A 21,953-nucleotide genomic window follows, 5' to 3' on the forward strand; every position below is an offset into this window, starting at 1 on the left:
GCTCACTCCTCGCCACCTGTGAGGGCGACGTAGGCGTCTCGGTCCAGGAGTCCGTCCAGAGCGGACGCGTCGGCGACCTTCACCTTGATGAGCCAGGCGCCGAAGGCGTCGCCGTTGACGAGGGACGGGTCGTCGGAGACCGCGTCGTTCACCTCGACGATCTCGCCGCTGAGCGGTGCATACAGCTCCCCGACCGATTTCGTCGACTCGATCTCGCCGCAGACGTCACCGGCCGTCACGGCCGCTCCGACCGCCGGGAGGTCGACATAGACGACGTCGCCGAGCTTGTCAGCCGCGTAGTCGGTGATCCCGACCGTGGCCACGTCGCCGTCGAGGGCGATCCATTCGTGTTCCTGGGTGTAGGCGAGCGCGTGCAGGTCGGTCATGTTGTCCTCCGGTAGAACGGCAGTGCGGTGACGGTGGCGGGGATACGGGTGCCTCGGACATCGAGGAAGAGTTCGGTGCCGAGCGCGCTGACGCGCGGGGAGACGAACGCCATCGCGATGGGGTGACCGAGCGTCGGGCTGAGGGCGCCGCTGGTCACTTCTCCGACGGGGGAACCCTCGGCGTCCAGGACGGCGTAGCCGGCGCGCCCCGCCCGGCGCCCCTCCGCGACGAGTCCGACGAGGACCGGAGCGTCGCCCGCGACGACCGCGGCAAGGGACTGCTTGCCCACGAAGTCGTCTTTGTCCAGGGCGACCACCCGGCCGAGCCCCGCTTGGGCGGGGAGGATCTCGGCCGACAGCTCGTGCCCGTGCAGCGGCATGCCCGCTTCCAGACGCAGGGTGTCGCGCGAGGCGAGCCCGGCCGGCACGAGTCCGCGGGGTCCGCCCGCTCGAAGAAGAGCGTCCCAGAGCTCGCCCGCGCGCTCGTTGGTCACGAGGAGCTCGAACCCGTCCTCGCCGGTGTACCCCGTCCGGGCGACGAAGAGCTCGTCGCCCGCGAACGTACCGTTCCGCCACGCATAGAAGCCGAGGTCATCGAGCCCGGGGATCTCGACGGACTCGGTATCGGCGAGGATCTCCGCCGCGCGTGGCCCCTGCACGGCGATGAGCGACACCTCTGCGGAGATGTCCCGGACCGCGACGTCGAAACCCGCCGAGCGCTCGGCGAAGGCCGCGGCGACGACGGCGTGGTTACCCGCGTTGGAGATCACGAGGTAGGAGTCCTCCCCCTGCCGGTACACGATCACGTCGTCTACGACACCGCCCGCGTCGTTGAGCAGCAGCGAGTACTTCGCCTTGCCCTCTCGCAGGACCGACAGCCGGCCCGCGAGCGCATAGTCCAGGAACGCGCCGGAATCGGGTCCGTCGATTCGGAACTCGGCCATGTGGGAGATGTCGAACAGCCCCGCGGCCGTGCGGACGGCGTGGTGCTCGGCGAGGTCGGACGTGTATCGCACGGGCATCGACCAGCCGCCGAAGTCGGTGAACGAGGCGCCGAGCGCCCGGTGCCTGTCGGCGAGCGGAGTCTCGGCGAGCGCGGTGGCGGGCACCGGATCGCCGTTGGGCAGAGCTGGGTCGGTCATGAGTTCTCCCGGGTCGGGCGGGCAGACGCCGAGAACCGGCGTCCGTGAACTCCCCCTCTGTCATTGGCCTGAGAGTTTCGCCCCTCGCGCACGGCGGCGGGCTTTCACCTTCGGCACGATCCGCGGACGGATCGTTTTCCAGAGCGGCCGGACGCGAGCGGTACGCGGACCTGAGAGATTGGCGGGGAGGCTTGCTCCTTCGGTGCCCGGGCCCTGGGCCCGGAGCTCTCCCGCACACGTCATGCGGCCTGTCTTCAGTTGCAGGCCCAGCATAGCGTGGGCTAGCTCGTGCACCGCCCTGACGCGACGGTGGGGCTCGAGGCGTCGATGCCGTCCAGTGCCGGCCGCACCTCGGCGCTGGTCATGGCGTAGCCGCGACGGTCACCGTCGACGCCGCGCGCGAAGACGACTCCGATCACCTCACCCTCGGCGTCCAGGAGGGGACCTCCGGAGTTCCCGGGGCGCACCTCCGCGTCCAAGGCGTAGACCTCGCGCGCGGCGACGGACTGATCGTAGATGTCGGGGACGGGCACGGGCCCCACGCTCAGCACGGCAGCAGCCCCGCTCGTGAAGGGGCCGCCGAGGGGATACCCCTGCACCGCGGCGCGGGTGCCGGGTTCGGCCGGCGCCGCCAGTCCCAACGGCGCGGTGGGCAGTCCCCGTACCGCGATCACGGCGAGATCGTCGACGGGGTCGAGATACACGAGCCGCCCTTCCGCCGCGATGCCTCCGGGAAGCTCGACGATCGGCGCGTCGACACCGGCGACGACGTGGGCGTTGGTGACCACGAGACCGTCGGCCGCGACGAAGCCCGAGCCGGTCATCGACCGGCCGCAGCTGTACGCGGTGCCGCTGATCCGCGCCACTGACTGCGCCGCCCGTTGCAGCTCAGGATCATCGAGAGCGATCGGCGGGCCCGTCACCGGGGTCGTCACCCCGATGACCTCCGCCAGACGCGGCACGGTGTCGTCGATGACGAGCGAACGCAACTGCGCCACGACATCGGCGACAGGTGCCGGCGTCGCATCGTCGATGACCGTGAGCACTCGGGACGAGGCGACCGCCGCGGACACGACGGGGATTCCGGCGGTCTTCAGTCCTGCAGCCAGCGTGGTGACGACGAGGGTCGTGGCGAGAAGGCTCACGACTCCGCCGAAGAACCGCTCCACGCCACGAAGCCGGGCGCGGTCGGCGCCACGGCGGACGACGGCGCCGATCCCCGCCCCGATACCGACCGCCAGCAGGACGATCGCGACGGCGAGCGCCGCCAACGCGACGCTGCGCCACAGGCCCGCCGGAACCACCGTCGAGACCGCGGGCGTGGCCAACGGCACGAGCCAGAGAGCGGCCAGCGCCCCGGCCACCATGCCGACGATCACTCCGAGGCTCGCGAAGAATCCGCGCGTGAAACCCGAGACGAGAGCCACCGCCAGGACGATCAGCACCACGATGTCAACGACGAGCATGCCGATCCCCCTCCTGCGCTGCGGCAACCACCGTAACGAGGGGCGGCTCGGATTTGCCTGAGCATCGTTCCTGCGCGTCGGCGGTGACGCGCCGGGCGTTATCACCGGCCGGGCGGATTTGCCCTTCGAGTCACAGAGACCCTAAGATCGTTCAGGAACTTAGAGTCACCATGACACAAACACCTTCCTCCCCTGTCGACGGCATGGAGATCCGCGTGGCGGTCTCCACCGTCATCTTCAGCCTGCGCCACGACCGCGATGCGGAGATCCCTCGTGTGATCGTCCCTCTTGTCCGCCGCACGCGCGACCCTCACGAGGGTCAGTGGGCGCTCCCGGGCGGCTGGCTGGGCGCGGCGGAGAACCTCGAGGCCGCCGCGTCGCGCACGCTCGCCGAGACGACCACGCTCGCCCCGAGCTACCTGGAGCAGCTCTACGCGTTCGGCGATGTGGACCGGTCGCCCAGCCGCGTCGTCTCGATCGTCTACTGGGCGCTGGTGCGCGAGGACGACTCCCGCAACTCCGAGCTCCACAACGTCGCCTGGTTCGACGTCGACGCGTTGCCCGCCCTCGCCTTCGACCACGCGCAGATCCTCGATTACGCCCTCTGGCGCCTGCGCAACAAGGTCGGCTACAGCCGGATCGCGCACGGCCTCCTGGCCGAGACCTTCACCCTCGCCGACCTTCGCGAGGTCTACGAGGCCATCCTCGGACGGCGCCTCGACCCGGCGAACTTCCGCCGACAGGTCGAGAACTCGGCCACGCTCATCCCGACAGACCGCTTCCGCACCGGAAGCCACCGCCCCGCACGTCTCTACCGCTACAACCACGCCGTCGAACTCGCCGACCGCGGACCTCTCCCGGGGTCTGCGGCCGATCACTGACCACCCGCAGACGCACCGCGCGCCCTCACTCGAAGGAACCCCATGGCCGCCACCGCCCTGACCCTCCAGCCCCGACCGCTCGACCCGAGCGTCGACCACGAGATCCAGGCGATCGTGGCCGGAGAGCTCGTGGCCGAGACCTGCAACACCGACCTGGCCGCCGCTCCCTGGACCTTCGACACCCGTCCCGGGTACGGTCCGGGATCGTCCATGGGCGACGTCATCCCCGCGGGCGCACCGCGCCAGGGGGCGCTCCCCGAGGAATACCGCACGGCCGACGAAGCCGAACTCGCCGACCGCATCCGACGGGCGAAAGAGACGCTCGGCGACCGGGTCGTGGTGCTCGGCCACTTCTACCAGCGCGAGGAGGTCGTGGTGCATGCCGACTACGTCGGCGACTCGTTCCAGCTCGCCCGCGCGGCCAAGGCCCACCCCGAGGCCGAGGCGATCGTCTTCTGCGGGGTCCACTTCATGGCCGAGACGGCCGACCTCCTCTCCGGCGCCGATCAGGCGGTGATCCTGCCGAATCTCGCCGCCGGATGCTCGATGGCCGACATGGCAGACATCGATCAGGTCGAGGAGTGCTGGGAACAGCTGGCCGACGTGCTCGGCGACCTCGACACCCCCGACGAGGACGGGCTCCTTCCCGTGATCCCGGTGACCTACATGAACTCCTCCGCCGCCATCAAGGGTTTCGTCGGGCGCCACGGCGGGATCGTCTGCACCTCCTCGAATGCCCGCACCGTGCTGGAATGGGCGTTCGCCCGTGGTCGGCGCGTGCTGTTCTTTCCCGATCAGCACCTCGGACGCAACACCGCCAAGGCGATGGGCGTGAGGCTCGAGGAGATGCCGATGTGGAACCCGCGGCGCCCCCTCGGCGGTTCCACGGCGACGCAGGTGCAGGACGCGCGCGTCATCCTCTGGCACGGCTTCTGCTCCGTCCACCGACGCTTCACGGTGGACCAGATCACCCAGGCGCGGCGAGAGCACCCCGGAGTCCGTGTCATCGTGCACCCGGAATGCCCGATGGACGTGGTCGACGCCGCCGATGAGGCCGGCTCCACCGACTACATCCGGAAGGCCATCGCCGCCGCGACCGAGCCCACGACGTTCGCGATCGGGACGGAGATCAACCTCGTCCAGCGCCTGGCCGCGCAGTACCCCCAGCACGAGATCTTCTGTCTCGACCCCGTCGTGTGCCCGTGCTCGACGATGTACCGCATCCATCCGGGCTACCTCGCCTGGGTGCTGGAGGGCCTCGTCGCCGGTGAGGTGCGCAACCGCATCACGGTTCCCGGCGACGTCGCCGAGCCCGCCCGCGTCGCCCTGGAACGCATGCTGGCGGCCCAGCCGTGACCCACCCCGTCGCTGCGCGGTCGTGTGCGGACGAGCCCGCACACGTCGTCGTCGCCGGCTCCGGCATCGCCGGGCTCACCGCAGCGCTCCACGCCGCCGATAAGGGCTGCCGCGTGACGCTCGTGACCAAGAACGCGCGGGAAGAAGCAAACACCCGCTACGCCCAGGGCGGGATCGCCGCCGTGATGTTCGAGGACGACCAGGTGGAGTCGCACGCGCAGGACACGCTCGTCGCGGGTGCGGGGCTGTGCGACCCGGACGCGGTCGCGGTGCTGACGTCGGAGGGGCCGGGACGCGTGCGCGAGCTGATCGCGCTCGGGGTCGCCTTCGATCGGTCTCCGGAGGGAGTCTTGCGGCGGGGTCTCGAAGCCGCGCACTCCGCACCGCGGGTGCTCCATGCGGGAGGCGATGCGACCGGCGCCGTCATCGAGGCGGCCCTCGTCGCCCGCGTGCGGCAGAGCGGCGTCGCGATCCTCGAGCACACACTCGTCGTGGACGCCGTCATCGACGGTGGCCGTGTCACGGGCGTCACCGTCCTGCAGGAAAGACCGGGCCGCGAGGGCCGACGGTCCACGAGCGATGCGCCCGGCACGATCGGCTGCGACGCGCTCGTGCTCGCCACCGGCGGCGTGGGCGAGTTGTACGCCCATACGACGAACCCGCGCATCGCCACCGGCGACGGCATCGCGATCGCCCGGCGCGCCGGAGCCCGAGTGCGCGACCTCGAGTTCGTCCAGTTCCATCCGACGGTGCTTCCCACCTGCCGCGCGGAGGCCGGCGTCGGCGAAGCCTTCCTCGTCTCCGAGGCCGTTCGCGGGGAGGGCGCCGTTCTGCGCGACCGCGAAGGTCGGCGCTTCATGCCGGACATCCATCCCGACGCGGAACTCGCTCCGCGTGACATCGTCGCCCGCGCGATCGCCGCCCAGATGCGACGACAGGACGGAACCCCCGTGCTGCTGGACGCCACGGGGCTGCGCTCCGACGATGAGACGACGTCTCGTTTCCTCGCCGAACGCTTCCCGACGATCGACGCCGCGGTGCGCGCGCGCGGCCTCGACTGGTCGCGCACACCGATCCCCGTCACTCCTGCCGCCCACTACGCGATGGGCGGGGTGGAGACCGACCTCTGGGGGCGCACCGGCGTCCCGGGCCTGTACGCCGTCGGCGAGGTCGCCCGCACCGGTGTGCACGGCGCCAACCGCCTCGCCTCGAACTCGCTGCTGGAGGGGGCCGTGTTCGGGGCCCGCGCGGGCGAGCGCATCGCGGCCGACACGCTCGGCGCCCGCGCGGGCGAGCCCTGGCCCGTCGACCTCCCGGTCCCGCCCCGCGATGCGGAGCTCCCGGCGGCTCCGCTCGGTCTCGACGCGGACGGCTTCACGCGTCACGGCCTGCAGGAACTGATGTGGGCGCACGTCGGCCTCGTCCGAGACGATGCAGGGCTGCGCCACGCCGCGGCCGTCATCGATCGGTGGGAGCGGGCGCTTCCCGCGCCGCAGAACCTCCGCGACCATGAGGATGCCAATCTCCTGCTCGTCGCGCGCGAGATCGTCGCGGCGGCGCGGGCGCGAACGCGCTCGGTCGGCGCGCACTTCCGCAGGGACGACACCGAGTCACCGCGTCACCCGATACCCGGCCTTCGACACGGCCACGCCCCGCTCTCCGGAAAGGTGACCGCCTGATGCTGCCCCCCGCCCACATCGACCGCGTCGTGACCGCGGCCCTGGAGGAGGACGCTCCCTGGGGCGATCTCACCGGCGAGTACCTGCTTCCGGCCGACGCACGCGCGACGGCCGTCCTCGTCGCGCGAGAAGGCGGCGTCTTCAGCGGAGGCGACGTCTTCGCCGCCGCCTTCCGGCTCACCGACCCGCGGATCGGGATCGAGGTGCACACCCCGGACGGCGGCCGGATGGTGCCCGGGCAGGTCCTGGCGACCGTCTCGGGCCCCGCCCGGAGTGTGCTGACGGCCGAGCGGGTCGGCTTGAACTTCGCGCAGCGGATGAGCGGCATCGCGACGCTCACCGCACGCTACGTCGCCGAGGTCGCCCACACCGGCGCGCGGATCGCGGACACCCGCAAGACCACGCCCGGACTGCGAGCCCTCGAGCGGCACGCCGTCCGGTGCGGCGGGGGCCACAATCACCGCTTCTCGCTCTCCGACGCGGTCATGGCCAAGGACAACCACCTCGCGGTCCTCAGCGCGCTGGCGCCCACGACGACGCCGGGGGCCGCAGTGACCCAAGCGCTGCAGGCGGCCATCGCCCGCCTGCCCCATACGACGCACGTCGAGGTGGAGGTCGATCGCCTGGACCAGATCGACGCCGTCCTGGCAGCCGGCGTCGGCACGATCATGCTCGACAACTTCACCCTCGACGAGCTGCGCGCGGGAGTCGAGCGGATCGGAGGACGGGTGACCGTGGAGGCGTCCGGCGGCGTGTCCCTGGAGACCGTCCGCGCCATCGCCGAGACCGGCGTCGATGTCATCTCGGTCGGCGCGCTCACGCATTCCGCCCGCGCGGTGGATCTCGGTCTCGACGTGCGGGTGGAGATCGCGGGGGCCTGAGCATGCTCTATCTCGATCACGCCGCCACGACCCCGGTGCGCGCCGAGGTACGCGAGGCGATGCTCCCGTACCTCAGCGAGCGTTTCGGCAATCCGTCCAGCCACCACACCGTCGGCGAGGCTGCGGCCGACGCGCTGTCCGACGCCCGTCGACGCGTCGCGGCGGTGCTGGGGGTGCGCGCCGGCGACATCGTCTTCACCTCGGGAGGCACCGAGGCCAACAACCTCGCGATCAAGGGACTCGCCCTGGGTGCCGCTGCCGCCCGCGCCGAGCGGGACTCACCCGCCGATCGCCGGGCGCACGCGGCGATTCCGGCGGTGCACATCGTCACAACCCCGATCGAGCACGAATCGGTCCTCGCGTCCTGCGAATACCTGGAGCGCTTTCACGGCTTCACCGTGACGCGCCTACCGGTGTCTTCGACCGGCCGGGTCGACCCCAATGACCTCGCCGCAGCGATCCGGCCCGACACGGCGCTCGTGACGCTCGGATACGCCAACAACGAGATCGGCACGATTCAGGACGTCTCCCGCATCGCCGAGGTGTGCACGGCTGCGCGCACCCCCCTGCACCTCGACGCGGTCCAGGCCGCCGGCTGGCTGCCGCTGCGGTCGACGGGCGCCGATGCCCTCTCCATCGCCGGACACAAGATCGGCGCCGCTCCCGGCAGCGGAGTGCTCGCCGTGCGCGGCCGCCTGCCGCTGGAGCCGCTGCTCCACGGCGGGGGGCAGGAACGCGATCGTCGCAGCGGCACCGAGAACGTCGCGGCGGCGGTCGGCTTCGCCGTGGCGCTCGAGCGCGCGGAGGCGGAGCGCGAGGCGCTCGCGGCGCGGGTCGCCCGCCGTCGCGACGCCTTCTCGGCGCGCGTTCTCGCGCTCGTCCCGCAGGCGCGCCTGACCGGAGATCCGGTACACCGGCTCCCCGGCACCGCGAGCTTCACGTTCGCGGGGGTCTCGGGCGAGTCCGTGCTGCTCGAACTGGAACGTCGGGGCGTCGTCTCGTCGAGCGGTTCGGCGTGCGCGGCGGGAAGCGACGAGCCGTCACACGTGTTGCTGGCCTGCGGAATCGCCCCCGAGGTGGCGCAGACCTCCGTGCGCTTCACGCTCGGACACGGGCCCGATCTGGACCTCGAGCCGGTCGCCGACGCCGTCGCCGATGCGGTGGCGGCGGTACGATCGGGCGGGTGAGCACTCCCGCCATCACGGTCATCGTCCCCGGTCGAGACGTCGCGGCCTATGCGCCGGACGCTCTGGAGTCGCTGCGGAACCAGACCTCCACGCAGTGGCGCGCGATCCTCGTCGACGACGGCTCGACCGACGAGACCACGCGGATCTTCCAGGAGGCCGCCGCCGACCCCCGGTTCGAGCTCATCCGTCACGACGTGCCGCGGGGCCTCGGCGCGGCACGTAATGCGGCGCTGGACCGCGTGGAGACGCCGTTCGTGACCTTCCTCGACGCCGACGACGAGTACACGCCGCAGGCGTTGGAGCGACTCGTCACGACCATCTCCGAATCGGGGAGCGATCTCGCGGTGGGCGCGTACGTGCGCCTGCGCCCCGGCGTGGACGGCTACGTCGAAGGCCCCGTGCAGCCCTGGGTCGCCGCCTCGACCTCGCCCGCGCGCCGCGGAACCACGCTGCGGGACCATCCCGCCGTCTCGGGGAACATCGTCGCGTGGTCGAAGATCAGCCGGATCGAGTTCTGGCGCCGGCACGATCTGCGGTTCCCCGAAGGGCGGATGTACGAAGATCAGGTGGTCGCCCAGCGGATGTACACGCTGGCCCGCGCCATCGACGTGATCCCCGATGTCGTCGTCCGCTGGCGCGAGCGCGCCGACGGATCGTCCATCACCCAGCACAAGGACGCGGTAGACGTGCTCGCCGACTATGTCGCCGCGATGCGCGACGGGATCGCGGTGCTCGATGCCGCCTCGCAGCGCACCGCTGCGACCGAGCGGGTACGGCTGATCCTGGAGATGGACACTCCGCCGCTCGTTCGGATCGCGAGCACCCACGACGACGCGGTCTATCGGCGCATCGTCGGCGACTTCGTGCGGGAGCTCACCTCGCGCGCCGACGCGGACGCCCTCGCGATCAACCCCGAGACGAAGGGACTGCTCGACGCCGCCAGCCTGTGGTGATCTCCGCCCACCGCGCTCACCGCGTGCCGTGCTTCTCCGGACCGGATTCGAGCTCCGGTGCTCTCTGAGACTCCAGTCCCTCGATCCGCGCCGCCGCCGTCTGCTCCCTCGCAAGCTCCGCATACAGTCCGCCCTTCGCCAGCAGCTGCCCGTGCGTCCCGGTCTCCACGATCCGGCCCCCGTCGATCACGTGGATGACGTCTGCCCCGACTACCGTCGACAGTCGATGGGCGATCGAGAGCGTCGTCCGCCCGCGGGCGACGTTGTCGAGCGCTTCCTGCACGACCCGCTCCGACACCGTGTCCAATGCCGAGGTCGCCTCGTCGAGCAGCAGGATGGGCGGGTCTTTCAAGAGCACCCGCGCGATCGCGATCCGCTGCTTCTCCCCTCCCGAGAGGCGATAGCCGCGCTCCCCCACGACGGTGTCGTAGCCCTGGGCGAAGCCACGGATGACGTGATGGATGTTCGCCGCCGCGCACGCCGCCTCCAGCTCTGCCGCCGTCGCGTCGGGCTTGGCGTAGCGGAGGTTCTCGGCGATCGTCGCGTGGAAGAGGTAGGTCTCCTGCGAGACGATCCCGATGTGATCGATGATCGACTCCTGCCGAAGTGTGCGCACGTCGGCTCCGGCGAACAGCACCGACCCGCCACTGGCCTCGTACAGTCGCGGCGCCAGATAGATGACCGTCGTCTTGCCCGCCCCGGACGGACCCACGAAAGCGACGTGCTGGCCGGGTTCGGCGACGAAGCTCACCCCATCGAGAGTGGGACGGGAATCCGGGCCGGCATCGGGATAGCGGAAGACGACGTCGCGGAACTCGATCCTCCCGATCGGCCCCGGCGCCGAGGCGACGTCCGCCGCGCCGGGGGCGTCCACGATCGCCGGCCGCAGGTCGAGGTACTCGAAGATGCGGGCGAACAGCGCCCGCGAGGTCTGGAGGTCGAGAGCCACCCGCATGAGACCCATGAGCGGCTGGAGGAGCCGGGCTTGGACCGTCGTGAAGGCCACGACCGTGCCCGCCGTGATCGCTCCGGCGCCGCCCGCGATGAGCCAGCCGGACACGAGGTAGATGACGGCGGGAACCGAGGCCATCAGCACCTGGACGACGGCGAAGAAGCCCTGCCCGCTCATCGCCCGGCGCACCTGCAGCCGAATCTGGTTGACGTTCTCCTCCTGGAAGCGCGCCGACTCCGTGCGTTGCCGGTTGAACGCCTTCGACAACAAGATCCCCGAGACCGAGAGCGTCTCCTGCGTGATGGAGGTCAGCTCGGACAGCGACTCCTGGGTCTGCCCGGCGATACGGGCGCGCACCTGGCCGACGCGACGTTGCACGAACACGAGCACCGGCATCATGACCACCGCGATCGCCGTCAGGCGCGCATCGATGATGATCATCGCCACGAGCGCGGAGATCACCGTCACGGCGTTGCCCAGGATGCTCGTGACGGTGTTGGTCAGCACACCCGAGACCCCTCCGACATCGTTCTGGAGGCGCGACTGGATGACGCCGGTCTTGGTGCGCGTGAAGAACCCGAGCTCCATCGCCTGCAGGTGCTCGAAGAGCTTCACGCGCAGGTCGCCGGTGACCGCGTTGCCGACCGTGGCGGTGAGCCAGGTCTGAAGGACGCCGAGTGCCGCCGTGAGGAGGAAGAGTCCGACCATGACGGACACGAGCACGCTCAGGAGCCGCAGGTCGGGCGCCGAGCCGGTCACGGGGAAGAGCGCGTCGTCGAAGATCCGTTGCACGATCACGGGAGGGACCACCGCGATCCCCGCACCGAGCACCACCAGGACCCCGGTGAGGACGATCCGCCCGCGGTAGGGACGGAAGAGGGCCACCACGCGCCGCCCGAGACCGTCGATGTGGGGTGCGTCGGCGTTGCTCCGTCGCTGCGCTTCCTCGTCGACGCCGCGGAATCCGCCGCGGCCACCGAACCCGCCGCCCATGCTCACCCGCTCACTCTAGAGCGGTCCTGTGACCTCGGGGTCAGCCGAGCGAGGTGACGAGATTGATGACGGTCGCGAGGATCACCGCGCCGAAGAGGTAGGCGAGCAGCGTCTGGGCGATGACGATCCGCCGGATCTCGCCGCGGGTGACGTTGGTGTCCGCCACCTGATACGTCATCCCCAGGCCGAGCGAGAAGTAGGCGAAGTCGGTGTACGCGGGAGGCTCCTCCTGGTTGAAGTCGATCCCGCCGCCCGGACGGCCGTAATAGATGCGGGCGTACCGGAGCAGGTAGTCGACCTGGATGAGGGCCCATGACGCGGCGACGGCCACGACCGCGATCCCCGCCAAGGCGAAGGAGGTCGCGGGAGCAGCACCGTGTGTCTGCAGCAGCACCACCACGACCGCCCCGAGACTGGCGACGCTGCCCACGACGGCCACGAGACGAGCGACACGGCGGCCGGGATCCTCGATCTGCGCGTGCGTGCGGGTCTCGGACGCGTTCATCGGCCAGATGACCGCCACCACCCAGACGACGTCGACCAGCGCGAGAGCAGCCCAGCCCGCCAGGAGCGCCGCGGCGAGACCGAGCGACGGCGCCACCATCAGACCGATCACGACGCCCACAGCGACGGCCGCCGCTTCGCGGACGGCCGCTCGGCGGGGGTGGAAACGGCTCATGCGGCCCATCGTTCCACGGGAAAGCGCCGGATCGGGGAATAACGTGTCGGCGGTGCGGGTTAGTCTCGTTCAGGCGCTCGGGCTGTCACGGGCGTTCCGCGTTTTTCTGCCGCCATCGCCCGAGGAGTTCCATGACGTCTGCGACGACCCGCCGTTCGGCCCCGCCCTTGCTCGGTCCGGCCGAAAACCGCATCGTCTGGCTCCTGCTCGGCGCGGCGTTCGTGGCGATCCTCAACGAGACGACCATGGGCGTCGCCATCCCGCACCTCATCGACGACCTCGGTATCACGGCGGTCTCGGCGCAGTGGCTCACGACGGCCTTCATGCTCACGATGGCCGTCGTCATCCCGATCACGGGCTTCCTGCTGCGCCGCTTCACGACCCGTCAGGTGTTCATCACCGCGATGAGCCTCTTCTCGCTCGGCACCCTGATCGCCCTCCTCGCGCCCGGGTTCCCCGTCCTGCTCGTGGCTCGCGTCGTGCAGGCGATGGGCACCGCGATCATGATGCCGCTGCTCATGACAACGCTCATGACCATCGTCCCGCCTCATTCGCGCGGGCGGATGATGGGTCGCGTCTCGATCGTGATGTCGCTCGCCCCGGCGATCGGGCCCACCCTCTCGGGTTTCCTGCTCGAACTCGGTTGGCGGTGGATCTTCGCGGTCGTGCTGCCGATCGCACTCGTCTCGCTTTCGGTGGGAGCGCGCTGGATCCGCAACCTCGGTGAGACCACGAGGGCTCCGATCGACCTCCTGTCGGTGGTCCTGTCCGCCTTCGGGTTCGGCGGGATCGTCTACGGACTCAGCCAGATCGGCGGCGCGGCGTCGCACGGATCGACCGAGAACGCAGCCGCCGATGCGGCCGCCCAGAACATGTCGAGCGTCTCTCTCGTCGTGGCTTTCGCAGTCGGTGCGGTCGCGCTGGGCCTCTTCCTGTGGCGGCAAGTCATCCTGCAGCGCGCCGACGACGCCCTGCTGGATCTGCGCGTGTTCCGGGATCGCAACTTCAGTCTCGCGATCGGCCAGATGGCGCTGCTCTCCCTCGCCTTCTTCGGCACGATCACCGTGCTGCCGCTCTACATGCAGCGCGCCCTCGGGCACAGCGCGCTCGAGACGGGGCTCGCGGTTCTGCCGGGATCGCTGCTGATGGGCTTGGCGGGCCCGGTGATCGGCCGCATCTACGACGCACGCGGAACCCGAATCCTGCTCGTTCCCGGCGCGGTCATCGCGGCGGGCGTACTGTGGACGTTCGCGATGACGTTCACGGCGACCACGCCGTTCTGGTTCATCGCCGCCGCCCAGACCGTGCTGTCCCTCGGGCTCGCACTGTCCTTCACCCCGCTTTTCACGGCGTCGTTGGGGTCGCTCGAGCCCCGCTTCTACAGCTACGGCTCCGCCGTGCTCGGTACCGTGCAGCAGGTCGCCGGGGCGGCAGGCATCGCCGTCATGATCACCGTGATGTCATCGGTGGCCGCCACAGCGGCAGAGGCCGGCGTCGATGCTCAGACGACTGAGGCGCAGGGGGCCCACTCGGCGTTCCTGCTCGCCGCGATCGTGTCGCTGCCGCTGCTGATCGGCGCGTTCCTGATCCGCAAGCCGGCCGACACTGGGGCCGGCGAGCTCGCCCCCAGTCACTGAGAACGGGGTCGCGGGGCGGAGATCAGACGCCGCAGGTGCCGCCGCCGCAACACGATCCGCCGTCGGACAGAACCTCGATCAGGTTCTTGTCATCGGGAACGGGCTGAAGCTGCGGGGTCGGGAGGTTCGACGTGGCCATGCCCCCTATCCTACGACCGTGGTGCGGATCAGGCGCGGCGATACGTCGCAGCCATCGGGCAGTCGAACGGGTCGCGTGCGCCAAGCCCCACCCGGTTGAGGTAGTCGATCACGATCGCGTACGAGCGCCAGAGCGTGGTCTCGGTGTACGGCACGTCATACGCACGACACTGCTCGATGACGATCTCGCGCGCCCGGGAGAGCGCGGGGCGCGGCATGTTGGGGAAGAGGTGGTGCTCGATCTGGTAGTTGAGACCGCCCATCAGCCACGTCGCCCACCAGCCGCCGCCGACATTACGCGAGGTCCGCACCTGCTTGCTGAAGAAGTCGAGCCGAGCATCCGGCGCGATCACCGCCATGCCTTTGTGGTTCGGTGCGAACGACGCCCCCATGTACACGCCGAACACGGCCAGTTGCACCCCCACGAAGGCGAAGGCCAGGCCGAGCGGCAGGAAGACGAAGACGGGGGCGACGAACACGAGGAAGCGGACGACGAGCAGCCCGAGTTCGATGAAACGGCCCTTGACGGGGGCCCGACCCAGCAAGTGTCGGAACGCGAGAGCGTGGAGGTTGAGACCCTCCAGCGTCAGGAGCGGGAAGAACAGCCATCCCTGATGCCGCGTGACGAGGCGCTGCACACCTCGCGCCCGGGCCGCGTCCTCCTGCAGGAACGAGATGGTGTCCACCTCGATGTCCGGATCCTTCCCGACGCGGTTGGGATTGGCGTGGTGACGCGTGTGCTTCGTCGACCACCATGAGTAGCTCATGCCGACGACGCCGTTTCCGAGCAGGCGCGCGAGCCGGTCGTTGGCGGGACCCGACGCGAGGATCTGGCGGTGCGCGGCCTCATGCGCGAGGAAGGCCACCTGCGTGAACAGGATTCCGAGCGCCGCGGCAATGAGCAACTGGAACCAGCTGTCCCCCAGCAGGACGAAGCCCGTGATGCAGCCCGCGAACGCCACGGCGATCGCGGTGCCGACCAGCGCATAGAACCAGGGCGTCCGCCGCAGCAGCCCCGTCTCTCGCACGACCTGCGCCACCTCGGTGTAGGCGCGGGTAAGGGGCGGGAACTCGTCCGTCCCGGCGTAGGTCTGGCGAAGCGGGCCGAGGCGAGGGGCGAGAGCGGAAGTGGAGATGGAATCACCTGCTGGAGATCGGGACCCGGAGGCCGGAGAGCCAAAGGCGGGCGCCGATCGCTATGCCCCACCGTACGCCTGCCCACATGGCCGCATCGGCATGTGCCCGGGCACACGAAAGCCGGGCCCCGTGCAGTACGGAGCCCGGCTGACGGGAAGTCTCAGAGCGCGCGAATGTTCGCTGCCTGCATGCCCTTGGGGCCACGCTCGGCGTCGAACTCGACCTTCTGGTCTTCGCGGAGTTCCTTGAAGCCTTCGCCGGCGATCGCGCTGAAGTGAGCGAACAGGTCGGCGGAGCCGTCATCGGGAGCGATGAAGCCGTAGCCCTTCTCGGAGTTGAACCATTTCACGGTGCCAGTGGCCATCGTGTCTTTCCTTCTGTTGTTCGGGCCGCCGAAGCGACCGGGGTGCCGAGCCGAAGGTTCCGACTCGGACGTATGTGGTGGTGTGGAGGACAGGCGAGCGGATCGCGTGTCGGAATCAGAGGACACCGGAGCAAACCATCATCAACCCGTCTGCATCGGAAGAGCAGAGGATCGGGGACGAATCGGCCGGTCAGGACGACTGAGCCTAACACGGTCGCCCGCCGCCGCGTCAGTGCCTGTGCGTATGTTGTCAACCCCCTCTTTCATGTCGGGGGCCCGACCTAGCCTGCCGTCATGACTCATCTCAGCGGAAAGAAGGTCGCCTTCCTCGCGACCGACGGCTTCGAAGACAGCGAGCTCACATCCCCGTGGGAGGCGGTGACGTCCGCTGGAGCGGAGGCCGTGCTCGTCGCCCCGTCCAGCGGCAGCATCTCCGGGAAGAACGGATACGCCCAGTCCGTCGATCTGACGACGGACGGCGCCCGGGCGAGCGACTTCGACGCGCTCGTGCTTCCCGGCGGCGTCGTCAACGCCGACCACCTGCGGCTCGACGCGGCGGCAGTCGACTTCACCCGCGACTTCTTCGAGCAGCACAAGCCGGTCGGGGCGATCTGCCATGCGGCATGGATCCTCGCCGAGGCGGACGTGCTATCGGGGCGGACGCTCACGAGCTACCCGAGCTTGAAGACCGATCTGCGCAACGCCGGCGCCACCTGGGTGGACGAGGAGGTCGTCGTCGACGAGGGACTGGTCTCCAGCCGCACGCCCGATGACCTTCCCGCCTTCAACGCCAAGGTGGTCGAAGAGATCGACGAGGGCGCGCACTCGGGTCAGACCGCATGACGCGACGATGATCGAGAGGGTTCGTATCCACACCACGGGAGCGGAAGCGGTCGAACAGACGTGGCGGGCCGTGGTGCCCTCGGCCCATCTCCGACGCGCCGAGCACCAGCAGTACCGGTTCTCGTGGTCGTCGGCCACATGGCAAGGGGCGTCCGTGGTCGCCTACGATCTCGACGCTCCCGTGCGCTCGCACGCGGCACCCGAGGACCAGATCATGATCTGCCGGCTGACCGTCGCGGGCGGTGGCGCCTGGGATGAGGACGGTGCGCTGAACGGTGAGCTGCCGTGGGGAACCGACGGACGCCCCATCAGCGCGCGGTGGGACGGACGCGGTCGGGTCCACGCTCTCGTGTTCGACCGTTCGGAGATCGAACGGGCCGCCCACGCGCTCACCGGGCGGGAGCATCCGCGTCCGCATCGCTGGGACAGTCGTCCGATCTCCGACGCCGCGGCGCGACACTGGGAGCGCACCTATCGGTATGTCGCCGCGTCGGTCCTGGGCGACCCGGAGGAGCCGAGCGCGCTCGCAGCGGTCGAGCTCCGGCGCCTCGCCGCGCAAGCGACTCTCCTGGCCTTCTCCCCGACCTTCCTCGACGACACCGACCGCACCTCACAACGGCGGGCGGCCCCGACGAGCGTCCGACGCGCACTCAGTTTCATCGAGGCGAACGCCGACCAGCCGATCGGACTCGACGACATCGCGCGGGCGGCCGGGATGTCCACGCGCGGACTGCAGTACGCGTTCCGTCGCGCTCTCGATATCACGCCCATGCAGGCACTCCGGCACGCACGACTCGTCGCCGTGCGGGAGGAACTGCGCCGGGACGAGACGATGAGCGTCGCCGAGATCGCTCGTCGCTGGGGGTTCCTCCACCCGTCCCGCTTCGCGGCGCACTACCGCGCCGCGTTCGGCGAAAGCCCGCATGCCACGCGCCGGAACCGCCGATGATCACGTCGCGGGAGCCGTTCGGTCACCCGTCGCTCGACGCTTTCGTTTTGCGGCTCCGCTCTTCGTCCAGGGGGCACGGCGACCGCCGGTGTCCCGGCGCGACGCATGCTGGTTCCGGTGAGCAGACTGGTCTACGACGGACATCATCGCCTCGTCACCGACGACCGCACCCTCCGTCACCTGCAATGGGTCATCGGGGACAAACTCCGTCGCCACGAACCGTTCATGTTCACCTGGACGCACCCCCCGGAGGACGGCGGCGGTCGCCTGGCCGTGTGGGTCACCCCCGACGTCGGGCTCGCCTATACGTTCGACGAGCGCCGGGGCGGGCCGCTGAACGCCCGCTGGATCCAGGCGCTCGCTCTAGCCGCGCACTCACCGGCCGGCCTGTGGCTGGTCCCCGAACCCGTCGACGAGGATGGGGAGACGGAGACGAGCGACCCCAGCCCCCAGGAGGTTTCCCCGTGACCGACACGCCCCCGGCAGACATCGACGATCTCCTTGCTGCCATCGCCGGCAGGTGCGAGGAGACCGGAACGCACGTCGGCGCCGTGGAGTCGCTGACAAGCGGAGCGATCGCGACTGCCCTCGGCCGCGGTGAGGGCGCGTCCGCGTGGTTCCGAGGCTCCATCGTCGCGTATGAGATGCAGACGAAGCACGACCTCCTGTGGCTCGAGCCGGGCACCGACCCCTGCTCCCCCTCGTGTGCCCGCCAGCTGGCCCAAGCGGGCCTGAGGGCGCTCGCCGCCGACGCCTGCGTGTCGGCGACGGGAGTCGGAGGGCCGGATCCGTCCGACGGACACCCACCGGGCGAGGTCCACATCGGGGTGGCAACCCGCGCGGGAGTCACCACGCAGGCGCACCAGTTCGACGGATCACCCGAGGAGATCCTGGAAGCCACCGTGCGCGCGGCACTCCTCGCCCTGTGGGAGCGGGGCGAACCGGATCCCTCCGCCACCGTGACCGCAGACGACGACGGTGTGCGGATCGAGCCCCTGCGTCCCGACGACGCCGGCGAAGTCCTCACCGTTCAGCGAGCGGCCTTCGTCAGCGAAGCGCAGCTGTACGGCTCGGCCGAGACGCCGCCGCTGACGCAGACCCTCGAGCAGGTCGAGGCAGAGCTCGCCGACGCGGACGGCTGGGTCGCCCGGCGTCACGGGCGTCTCGTGGGCGTGATCCGCACGCGCGAGCACGACGACTCGCTCCTCATCGGGCGGATCGCGATCGCGCCCGACCAGCAGGGTCAGGGTCTCGGTCGCCGGCTTCTCGAGGCCGCGGAGTCGCACAGCACCGCGCGGGTGGCGGAACTGTTCACCGGGAGTCTCAGCGAAGGCAACCTCCGGCTCTACCGCGACTGCGGCTACCGGGAGAGCGAGCGCGTCGACCAGGGCGACGGCACCGCGCAGGTGTTCCTCCGCAAGACGCTCCGCGACTGAGCGGGCGACTCGCCTCCCGGGCGGCGGGGAGGGGACGCCCCGCCGCGCCTCCGGCCCGGAGTCGTCGATCACGACTGCGCGTCGAGCACGACCTTGATGCAGCCGTCTTCCTTCTTCTGGAAGAGCTCGTAGTGTTCGGCGGCTCGCCCCAGCGGTGGTCGATGGGTGACCAGATCCTCGGTTCCGAGCGGATCGTCCGGCGCCTCGACGAGCGGCATCAGCACGTCCGTCCAACGCCGGACATTGCACTGCCCCATCCGTAGGGTGACCTGCTTGTCGAAGAGCGTCTTCATCGGCAGCGGGTCGGCCTCCCCCGCGTACACGCCGCTGATCGAGAGCGTTCCGCCGCGCCGCACCATGTCGACGCCGCTGAGCAGAGCCGCCGTCCGATCGAGCCCGGCGGTCTGCAGGAGCGGCTGCGCGACGGCGTCGGGGAGCGCACCGAGCAGGTGATGCGCCGCGCTGACCACCGGATTGCCGTGTGCTTCCATCCCGACCGCGTCGATCACGGCATCCGCCCCGCGACCCCCCGTGGCGCTGCGGACGACCTCGACCGCGTCGTCGACGTCGATGGCGCGCACGCCGTGACGCTCGGCCATCGCCCGACGCTCGGGGACCAGATCGATCCCGACGACGTCGTATCCCAGGTATCGGCCGATGCGGGAGGCGAACTGTCCGACCGGCCCCAGCCCGACCACCGCGAGCGTGCCGGCTTCGGGGACGTGGGCGTACTGCACGGCCTGCCATGCCGTCGGCAGGATGTCGCTGAGGAACAGGTACCGGTCGTCGGGAAGGTCGTCGCCGACGGGGATGGCGTTGGCATCGGCGAGGGGAACCCTCAGTCGTTCGGCCTGGCCACCCGGCACCTGTCCATAGAGCTTGGTGTATCCGTAGAGCGCCGCCCCGGACTCGTACTCGCGCACCTGAGTGGTCTCGCATTGGGACTGGAGGCCACGCGCGCACATGAAGCACTGTCCGCACGCGATCGTGAAGGGGATCACGACCCGCTGGCCCGGGGCGAGCGACTGCACCGCCGAGCCCACCTCCTCCACGACCCCCATGGTCTCGTGACCGAGCACGTCGCCCCGGTCGAGGAACGGGCCGAACACCTCGTACAGGTGGAGGTCCGAGCCGCAGATCGCCGTGGACGTGACCCGGATGATCGCATCGGTCGGCTCGATGATGTGCGGATCCGGGACCTCCCGCACCTCGACGTGCCGACGCCCTTGCCAGGTGAGGGCCCTCATGCCTGACCCCCCGACTCGGAGGCGGCTGGAAGCTCGGTCCGCAGATCGCGGGGTCCGCCGGCCGGGTCGGCGGGTTCGGCGAGGTCGTCGGGGCTGAGGTCGCCCTCCCCGTCCTCGCCGATGTCGGCGATCAAAGGGTCTGTCCCCTGCGACTCCGGCTGAGCCGTGGATGGGGGGAGGTCCTCCTGCGGGATCTCTTCCGTGACCTCGGCCTGGTCATCGTGCGGGAAGCGGTCGGTGAAGTCGGCTGCGGTGGTCATGCCCCCCACGTTCAGGGCGCGGGATCCACGGACGAAGGGGGTTGCGTCGCCTCGCCCGCCCCGCTAGGCGCTCCTCCCCGCACGCCGGACTCCCCACGTGAGCGCTGCGGCGCCAAGGGCCGTCACGACGATCACCGCGAGCCACAACGCCGGCATCGCGGGCAAGGCGGACAGCGCGAACCAGAAGGAGGTGCAGGAGTCGTCGGCGGTGCCGGCAGGGCACGCGGTCGCCTGCACCAGCGGGGCCCAGAGCACGGTGGCGACGAGAACGAGGGCGGCGGCTGCCATCCACACGATGGCAAGGGTGCGGCCGGACCATCGGCTCAGACCTTCCCCCTCCCGGCGATTCATCGCGCCCGCCCGTCGCCGCTGACAGGCCTCGACGCCTCCTGGATCTCCGTGGCGAGATGGGTCGCGAGCGCCCGCACATGCTCACGCCGAGCGCGGGCGGCGGCTTCCCCCTCGCCGACGAAGAGTTTGGCCAACTGTGGGAAGACGTGCCAGCCGTCGGTCAGCGTGACGATCGAGAGGAGCAGTCCCCCGGCCGCCTCTCTGGAGACATCCGGGAGGGCGGCCTGCACGGCGGTCACCTTGTCGAGGCAGTGCGCCTGGCGACGCTCGAGTGCGGCGACCTCGACACCCCGGACGAGCCCCTCCCACGCCATGAGGCGCGGGAGCTCCGGATGGGCGGACACGTGGTCGAGCAGGCGCGCCGCGTAATCGCCGATCGCCTCGGGCCCCGATCCGTGGATCGGGACGTCGGCGGTGGCTCGGCCGAGCTCGTGCGCGACCACCGCGTCGAACAGCCCGTCCTTGCTTCCGAAGTATTGGTAGATGCGCTCCTTGTTCACCGTCGCGCGCTCGGCGATGCGATCCACGCGCGCACCGGACAACCCGTGTTCGCTGAACTCCGCCGTCGCTGCCTCCAGGAGCAGCTGGCGCGTGCGTGCCGTATCGCGTGCCATGACCGGAGTGTATCGTCTTCCAACTATTCAGTTGCTAACCCCTCACGCGAGCTCTATGCTCGGAATACTCAAACCAACCAGTTAGTTGGAGTCGTCATGACCACACCGACACCCGCATCCCGTCCTCTCGCTCCGTCCGCCGAAGAGGTCACGCTGCCCACCGCTATGCCGACTCCCCCGCCGATGCCGAGCATCCACGTCCGCGCGTTCCTCACGTGGCTCGCGATCTTCCCCCTCGTCACGCTCGGGATGACGGCGATCAGCCCCCTCACGGAGGACTGGCCGATCGTCCTCCGCGCACTCGTGTTGACCGCCATCGTCGTTCCGATCGCGGTGTACCTCGCCATGCCGCAGCTCCTCCGGGCCCACGGCGCGCTCGCACGCCGGCGAGGCCGCCGCTCAGCGCGCTGAGGACCCGCCGG

23 protein-coding genes and 2 riboswitches are annotated in these 21,953 nt (G+C 70.3%); of the genes, 12 read left to right on the forward strand and 11 right to left on the reverse strand.

Annotated elements, in window-relative coordinates; all coding sequences use genetic code 11:
* Window positions 1-2 precede the first annotated feature (2 nt).
* The 3 genes from gcvH to AVP41_RS04200 form a co-directional block, all read right to left on the reverse strand.
* Complete coding sequence (gcvH, locus tag AVP41_RS04190; protein WP_067161138.1) at window positions 3-386, reverse strand: glycine cleavage system protein GcvH; 384 nt, start codon at window positions 384-386, stop codon at window positions 3-5.
* Window positions 383-1,528 (reverse strand): glycine cleavage system aminomethyltransferase GcvT, encoded by a 1,146-nt coding sequence (gene gcvT / locus AVP41_RS04195; RefSeq protein WP_067161141.1) that lies wholly within the window; start codon window positions 1,526-1,528, stop codon window positions 383-385. The genes gcvH and gcvT overlap by 4 nt, the downstream gene beginning before the upstream one ends.
* 50 nt (window positions 1,529-1,578) lie before the next feature.
* Window positions 1,579-1,675, reverse strand: a riboswitch (glycine riboswitch).
* Window position 1,676: 1 nt separating this feature from the next.
* A riboswitch (glycine riboswitch) is annotated at window positions 1,677-1,771 on the reverse strand.
* Window positions 1,772-1,809: 38 nt separating this feature from the next.
* Window positions 1,810-2,994, reverse strand: a complete 1,185-nt coding sequence (locus AVP41_RS04200) for a MarP family serine protease (RefSeq protein WP_067161144.1) — start codon at window positions 2,992-2,994, stop codon at window positions 1,810-1,812.
* A 170-nt stretch (window positions 2,995-3,164) separates the two neighbouring features.
* On the opposite strand from AVP41_RS04200, the gene AVP41_RS04205 reads away from it, so the two are divergent.
* The 6 genes from AVP41_RS04205 to AVP41_RS04230 are packed head-to-tail and all read left to right on the forward strand — an operon-like array spanning window position 3,165 to window position 9,931.
* A complete protein-coding gene (locus AVP41_RS04205; protein WP_067161148.1) occupies window positions 3,165-3,875 on the forward strand; it encodes an NUDIX hydrolase in 711 nt (236 codons plus the stop codon).
* A 42-nt stretch (window positions 3,876-3,917) separates the two neighbouring features.
* Window positions 3,918-5,231, forward strand: coding sequence for a quinolinate synthase NadA (gene nadA / locus AVP41_RS04210; protein WP_067161150.1), 1,314 nt, complete (start codon window positions 3,918-3,920; stop codon window positions 5,229-5,231).
* Window positions 5,228-6,910, forward strand: a complete 1,683-nt coding sequence (gene nadB / locus AVP41_RS04215; RefSeq protein WP_067161152.1) for an L-aspartate oxidase — start codon at window positions 5,228-5,230, stop codon at window positions 6,908-6,910. Before nadA ends, nadB begins: the two co-directional genes overlap by 4 nt.
* Entirely contained in the window at window positions 6,910-7,791 is an 882-nt protein-coding gene (gene nadC, locus AVP41_RS04220) for a carboxylating nicotinate-nucleotide diphosphorylase (RefSeq protein WP_067161155.1), read from the forward strand. Before nadB ends, nadC begins: the two co-directional genes overlap by 1 nt.
* A gap of 2 nt (window positions 7,792-7,793) precedes the next feature.
* Window positions 7,794-8,978, forward strand: coding sequence for a cysteine desulfurase family protein (locus AVP41_RS04225; protein WP_067161158.1), 1,185 nt, complete (start codon window positions 7,794-7,796; stop codon window positions 8,976-8,978).
* Complete coding sequence (locus AVP41_RS04230; protein WP_067161161.1) at window positions 8,975-9,931, forward strand: glycosyltransferase family 2 protein; 957 nt, start codon at window positions 8,975-8,977, stop codon at window positions 9,929-9,931. The genes AVP41_RS04225 and AVP41_RS04230 overlap by 4 nt, the downstream gene beginning before the upstream one ends.
* Window positions 9,932-9,947: 16 nt before the next feature.
* On the opposite strand, the gene AVP41_RS04235 is transcribed toward AVP41_RS04230, so the two are convergent.
* Entirely contained in the window at window positions 9,948-11,876 is a 1,929-nt protein-coding gene (locus tag AVP41_RS04235) for an ABC transporter ATP-binding protein (protein ID WP_067161164.1), read from the reverse strand.
* 40 nt (window positions 11,877-11,916) lie between these two features.
* Window positions 11,917-12,555, reverse strand: a complete 639-nt coding sequence (locus tag AVP41_RS04240; RefSeq protein WP_067161167.1) for a DUF1345 domain-containing protein — start codon at window positions 12,553-12,555, stop codon at window positions 11,917-11,919.
* A 131-nt stretch (window positions 12,556-12,686) separates the two neighbouring features.
* Between AVP41_RS04240 and AVP41_RS04245 the strand changes: the two genes are divergently transcribed.
* Window positions 12,687-14,192: an MDR family MFS transporter gene (locus tag AVP41_RS04245; protein ID WP_067161170.1), complete on the forward strand. Its 1,506-nt coding sequence runs from the start codon at window positions 12,687-12,689 to the stop codon at window positions 14,190-14,192.
* Window positions 14,193-14,359: 167 nt separating this feature from the next.
* Here AVP41_RS04245 and AVP41_RS04250 read toward each other — a convergent pair whose 3' ends face one another.
* Both AVP41_RS04250 and AVP41_RS04255 read right to left on the reverse strand, forming a co-directional pair.
* The gene (locus AVP41_RS04250; protein ID WP_067161173.1) at window positions 14,360-15,466 is read right to left on the reverse strand and encodes a fatty acid desaturase family protein; all 1,107 of its coding nucleotides are present in this window, start codon (window positions 15,464-15,466) and stop codon (window positions 14,360-14,362) included.
* A gap of 161 nt (window positions 15,467-15,627) precedes the next feature.
* Window positions 15,628-15,831, reverse strand: a complete 204-nt coding sequence (locus tag AVP41_RS04255) for a cold-shock protein (protein WP_067161176.1) — start codon at window positions 15,829-15,831, stop codon at window positions 15,628-15,630.
* Window positions 15,832-16,125: 294 nt separating this feature from the next.
* Between AVP41_RS04255 and AVP41_RS04260 the strand changes: the two genes are divergently transcribed.
* The 4 genes from AVP41_RS04260 to AVP41_RS16285 all read left to right on the forward strand — a co-directional run bounded on the left by AVP41_RS04260 (window position 16,126) and on the right by AVP41_RS16285 (window position 19,059).
* Window positions 16,126-16,674 (forward strand): type 1 glutamine amidotransferase domain-containing protein, encoded by a 549-nt coding sequence (locus AVP41_RS04260; protein ID WP_067161179.1) that lies wholly within the window; start codon window positions 16,126-16,128, stop codon window positions 16,672-16,674.
* Window positions 16,675-16,681: 7 nt separating this feature from the next.
* A complete protein-coding gene (locus AVP41_RS04265; protein ID WP_067161182.1) occupies window positions 16,682-17,623 on the forward strand; it encodes an AraC family transcriptional regulator in 942 nt (313 codons plus the stop codon).
* Window positions 17,624-17,740: 117 nt separating this feature from the next.
* Complete coding sequence (locus AVP41_RS04270) at window positions 17,741-18,091, forward strand: DUF7882 family protein (protein WP_067162775.1); 351 nt, start codon at window positions 17,741-17,743, stop codon at window positions 18,089-18,091.
* Window positions 18,088-19,059 carry a nicotinamide-nucleotide amidohydrolase family protein gene (locus AVP41_RS16285; RefSeq protein ID WP_197464245.1) on the forward strand — a complete coding sequence of 324 codons (972 nt, stop codon included), beginning with the start codon at window positions 18,088-18,090 and terminating at the stop codon, window positions 19,057-19,059. Before AVP41_RS04270 ends, AVP41_RS16285 begins: the two co-directional genes overlap by 4 nt.
* A 68-nt stretch (window positions 19,060-19,127) precedes the next feature.
* Here AVP41_RS16285 and AVP41_RS04280 read toward each other — a convergent pair whose 3' ends face one another.
* The 4 genes from AVP41_RS04280 to AVP41_RS04295 all read right to left on the reverse strand — a co-directional run bounded on the left by AVP41_RS04280 (window position 19,128) and on the right by AVP41_RS04295 (window position 21,531).
* A complete protein-coding gene (locus AVP41_RS04280; RefSeq protein WP_067161185.1) occupies window positions 19,128-20,306 on the reverse strand; it encodes an alcohol dehydrogenase catalytic domain-containing protein in 1,179 nt (392 codons plus the stop codon).
* The gene (locus AVP41_RS04285) at window positions 20,303-20,566 is read right to left on the reverse strand and encodes a hypothetical protein (RefSeq protein ID WP_067161193.1); all 264 of its coding nucleotides are present in this window, start codon (window positions 20,564-20,566) and stop codon (window positions 20,303-20,305) included. Before AVP41_RS04285 ends, AVP41_RS04280 begins: the two co-directional genes overlap by 4 nt.
* Before the next feature lie 63 nt (window positions 20,567-20,629).
* On the reverse strand, window positions 20,630-20,854 hold the full coding sequence (locus AVP41_RS04290) for a hypothetical protein (RefSeq protein WP_157532380.1): 225 nt from the start codon (window positions 20,852-20,854) through the stop codon (window positions 20,630-20,632).
* Window positions 20,855-20,913: 59 nt separating this feature from the next.
* A complete protein-coding gene (locus AVP41_RS04295) occupies window positions 20,914-21,531 on the reverse strand; it encodes a TetR/AcrR family transcriptional regulator (RefSeq protein ID WP_067161197.1) in 618 nt (205 codons plus the stop codon).
* Window positions 21,532-21,627: 96 nt separating this feature from the next.
* Here AVP41_RS04295 and AVP41_RS04300 point away from each other — a divergent pair, with 96 nt between their 5' ends.
* Window positions 21,628-21,942 (forward strand): hypothetical protein, encoded by a 315-nt coding sequence (locus tag AVP41_RS04300; RefSeq protein ID WP_067161199.1) that lies wholly within the window; start codon window positions 21,628-21,630, stop codon window positions 21,940-21,942.
* Window positions 21,943-21,953: the final 11 nt, after the last annotated feature.

Origin of the sequence: Microbacterium sp. TNHR37B (assembly GCF_001620065.1) — a bacterium.
Taxonomy (GTDB): Bacteria; Actinomycetota; Actinomycetes; order Actinomycetales; family Microbacteriaceae; genus Microbacterium.

Bases quoted from the DNA above. Each gene is read 5' to 3' on its own strand.
- gcvH (WP_067161138.1), bottom strand. From the start codon at position 386: ATGACCGACCTGCACGCGCTCGCCTACACCCAGGAACACGAATGGATC.
- gcvT (WP_067161141.1), bottom strand. From the start codon at position 1,528: ATGACCGACCCAGCTCTGCCCAACGGCGATCCGGTGCCCGCCACCGCG.
- AVP41_RS04200 (WP_067161144.1), bottom strand. From the start codon at position 2,994: ATGCTCGTCGTTGACATCGTGGTGCTGATCGTCCTGGCGGTGGCTCTC.
- AVP41_RS04205 (WP_067161148.1), top strand. From the start codon at position 3,165: ATGACACAAACACCTTCCTCCCCTGTCGACGGCATGGAGATCCGCGTG.
- nadA (WP_067161150.1), top strand. From the start codon at position 3,918: ATGGCCGCCACCGCCCTGACCCTCCAGCCCCGACCGCTCGACCCGAGC.
- nadC (WP_067161155.1), top strand. From the start codon at position 6,910: ATGCTGCCCCCCGCCCACATCGACCGCGTCGTGACCGCGGCCCTGGAG.
- AVP41_RS04225 (WP_067161158.1), top strand. From the start codon at position 7,794: ATGCTCTATCTCGATCACGCCGCCACGACCCCGGTGCGCGCCGAGGTA.
- AVP41_RS04235 (WP_067161164.1), bottom strand. From the start codon at position 11,876: ATGGGCGGCGGGTTCGGTGGCCGCGGCGGATTCCGCGGCGTCGACGAG.
- AVP41_RS04240 (WP_067161167.1), bottom strand. From the start codon at position 12,555: ATGAGCCGTTTCCACCCCCGCCGAGCGGCCGTCCGCGAAGCGGCGGCC.
- AVP41_RS04245 (WP_067161170.1), top strand. From the start codon at position 12,687: ATGACGTCTGCGACGACCCGCCGTTCGGCCCCGCCCTTGCTCGGTCCG.
- AVP41_RS04255 (WP_067161176.1), bottom strand. From the start codon at position 15,831: ATGGCCACTGGCACCGTGAAATGGTTCAACTCCGAGAAGGGCTACGGC.
- AVP41_RS04260 (WP_067161179.1), top strand. From the start codon at position 16,126: ATGACTCATCTCAGCGGAAAGAAGGTCGCCTTCCTCGCGACCGACGGC.
- AVP41_RS04265 (WP_067161182.1), top strand. From the start codon at position 16,682: ATGATCGAGAGGGTTCGTATCCACACCACGGGAGCGGAAGCGGTCGAA.
- AVP41_RS04280 (WP_067161185.1), bottom strand. From the start codon at position 20,306: ATGAGGGCCCTCACCTGGCAAGGGCGTCGGCACGTCGAGGTGCGGGAG.
- AVP41_RS04285 (WP_067161193.1), bottom strand. From the start codon at position 20,566: ATGACCACCGCAGCCGACTTCACCGACCGCTTCCCGCACGATGACCAG.
- AVP41_RS04290 (WP_157532380.1), bottom strand. From the start codon at position 20,854: ATGGCAGCCGCCGCCCTCGTTCTCGTCGCCACCGTGCTCTGGGCCCCG.
- AVP41_RS04295 (WP_067161197.1), bottom strand. From the start codon at position 21,531: ATGGCACGCGATACGGCACGCACGCGCCAGCTGCTCCTGGAGGCAGCG.
- AVP41_RS04300 (WP_067161199.1), top strand. From the start codon at position 21,628: ATGACCACACCGACACCCGCATCCCGTCCTCTCGCTCCGTCCGCCGAA.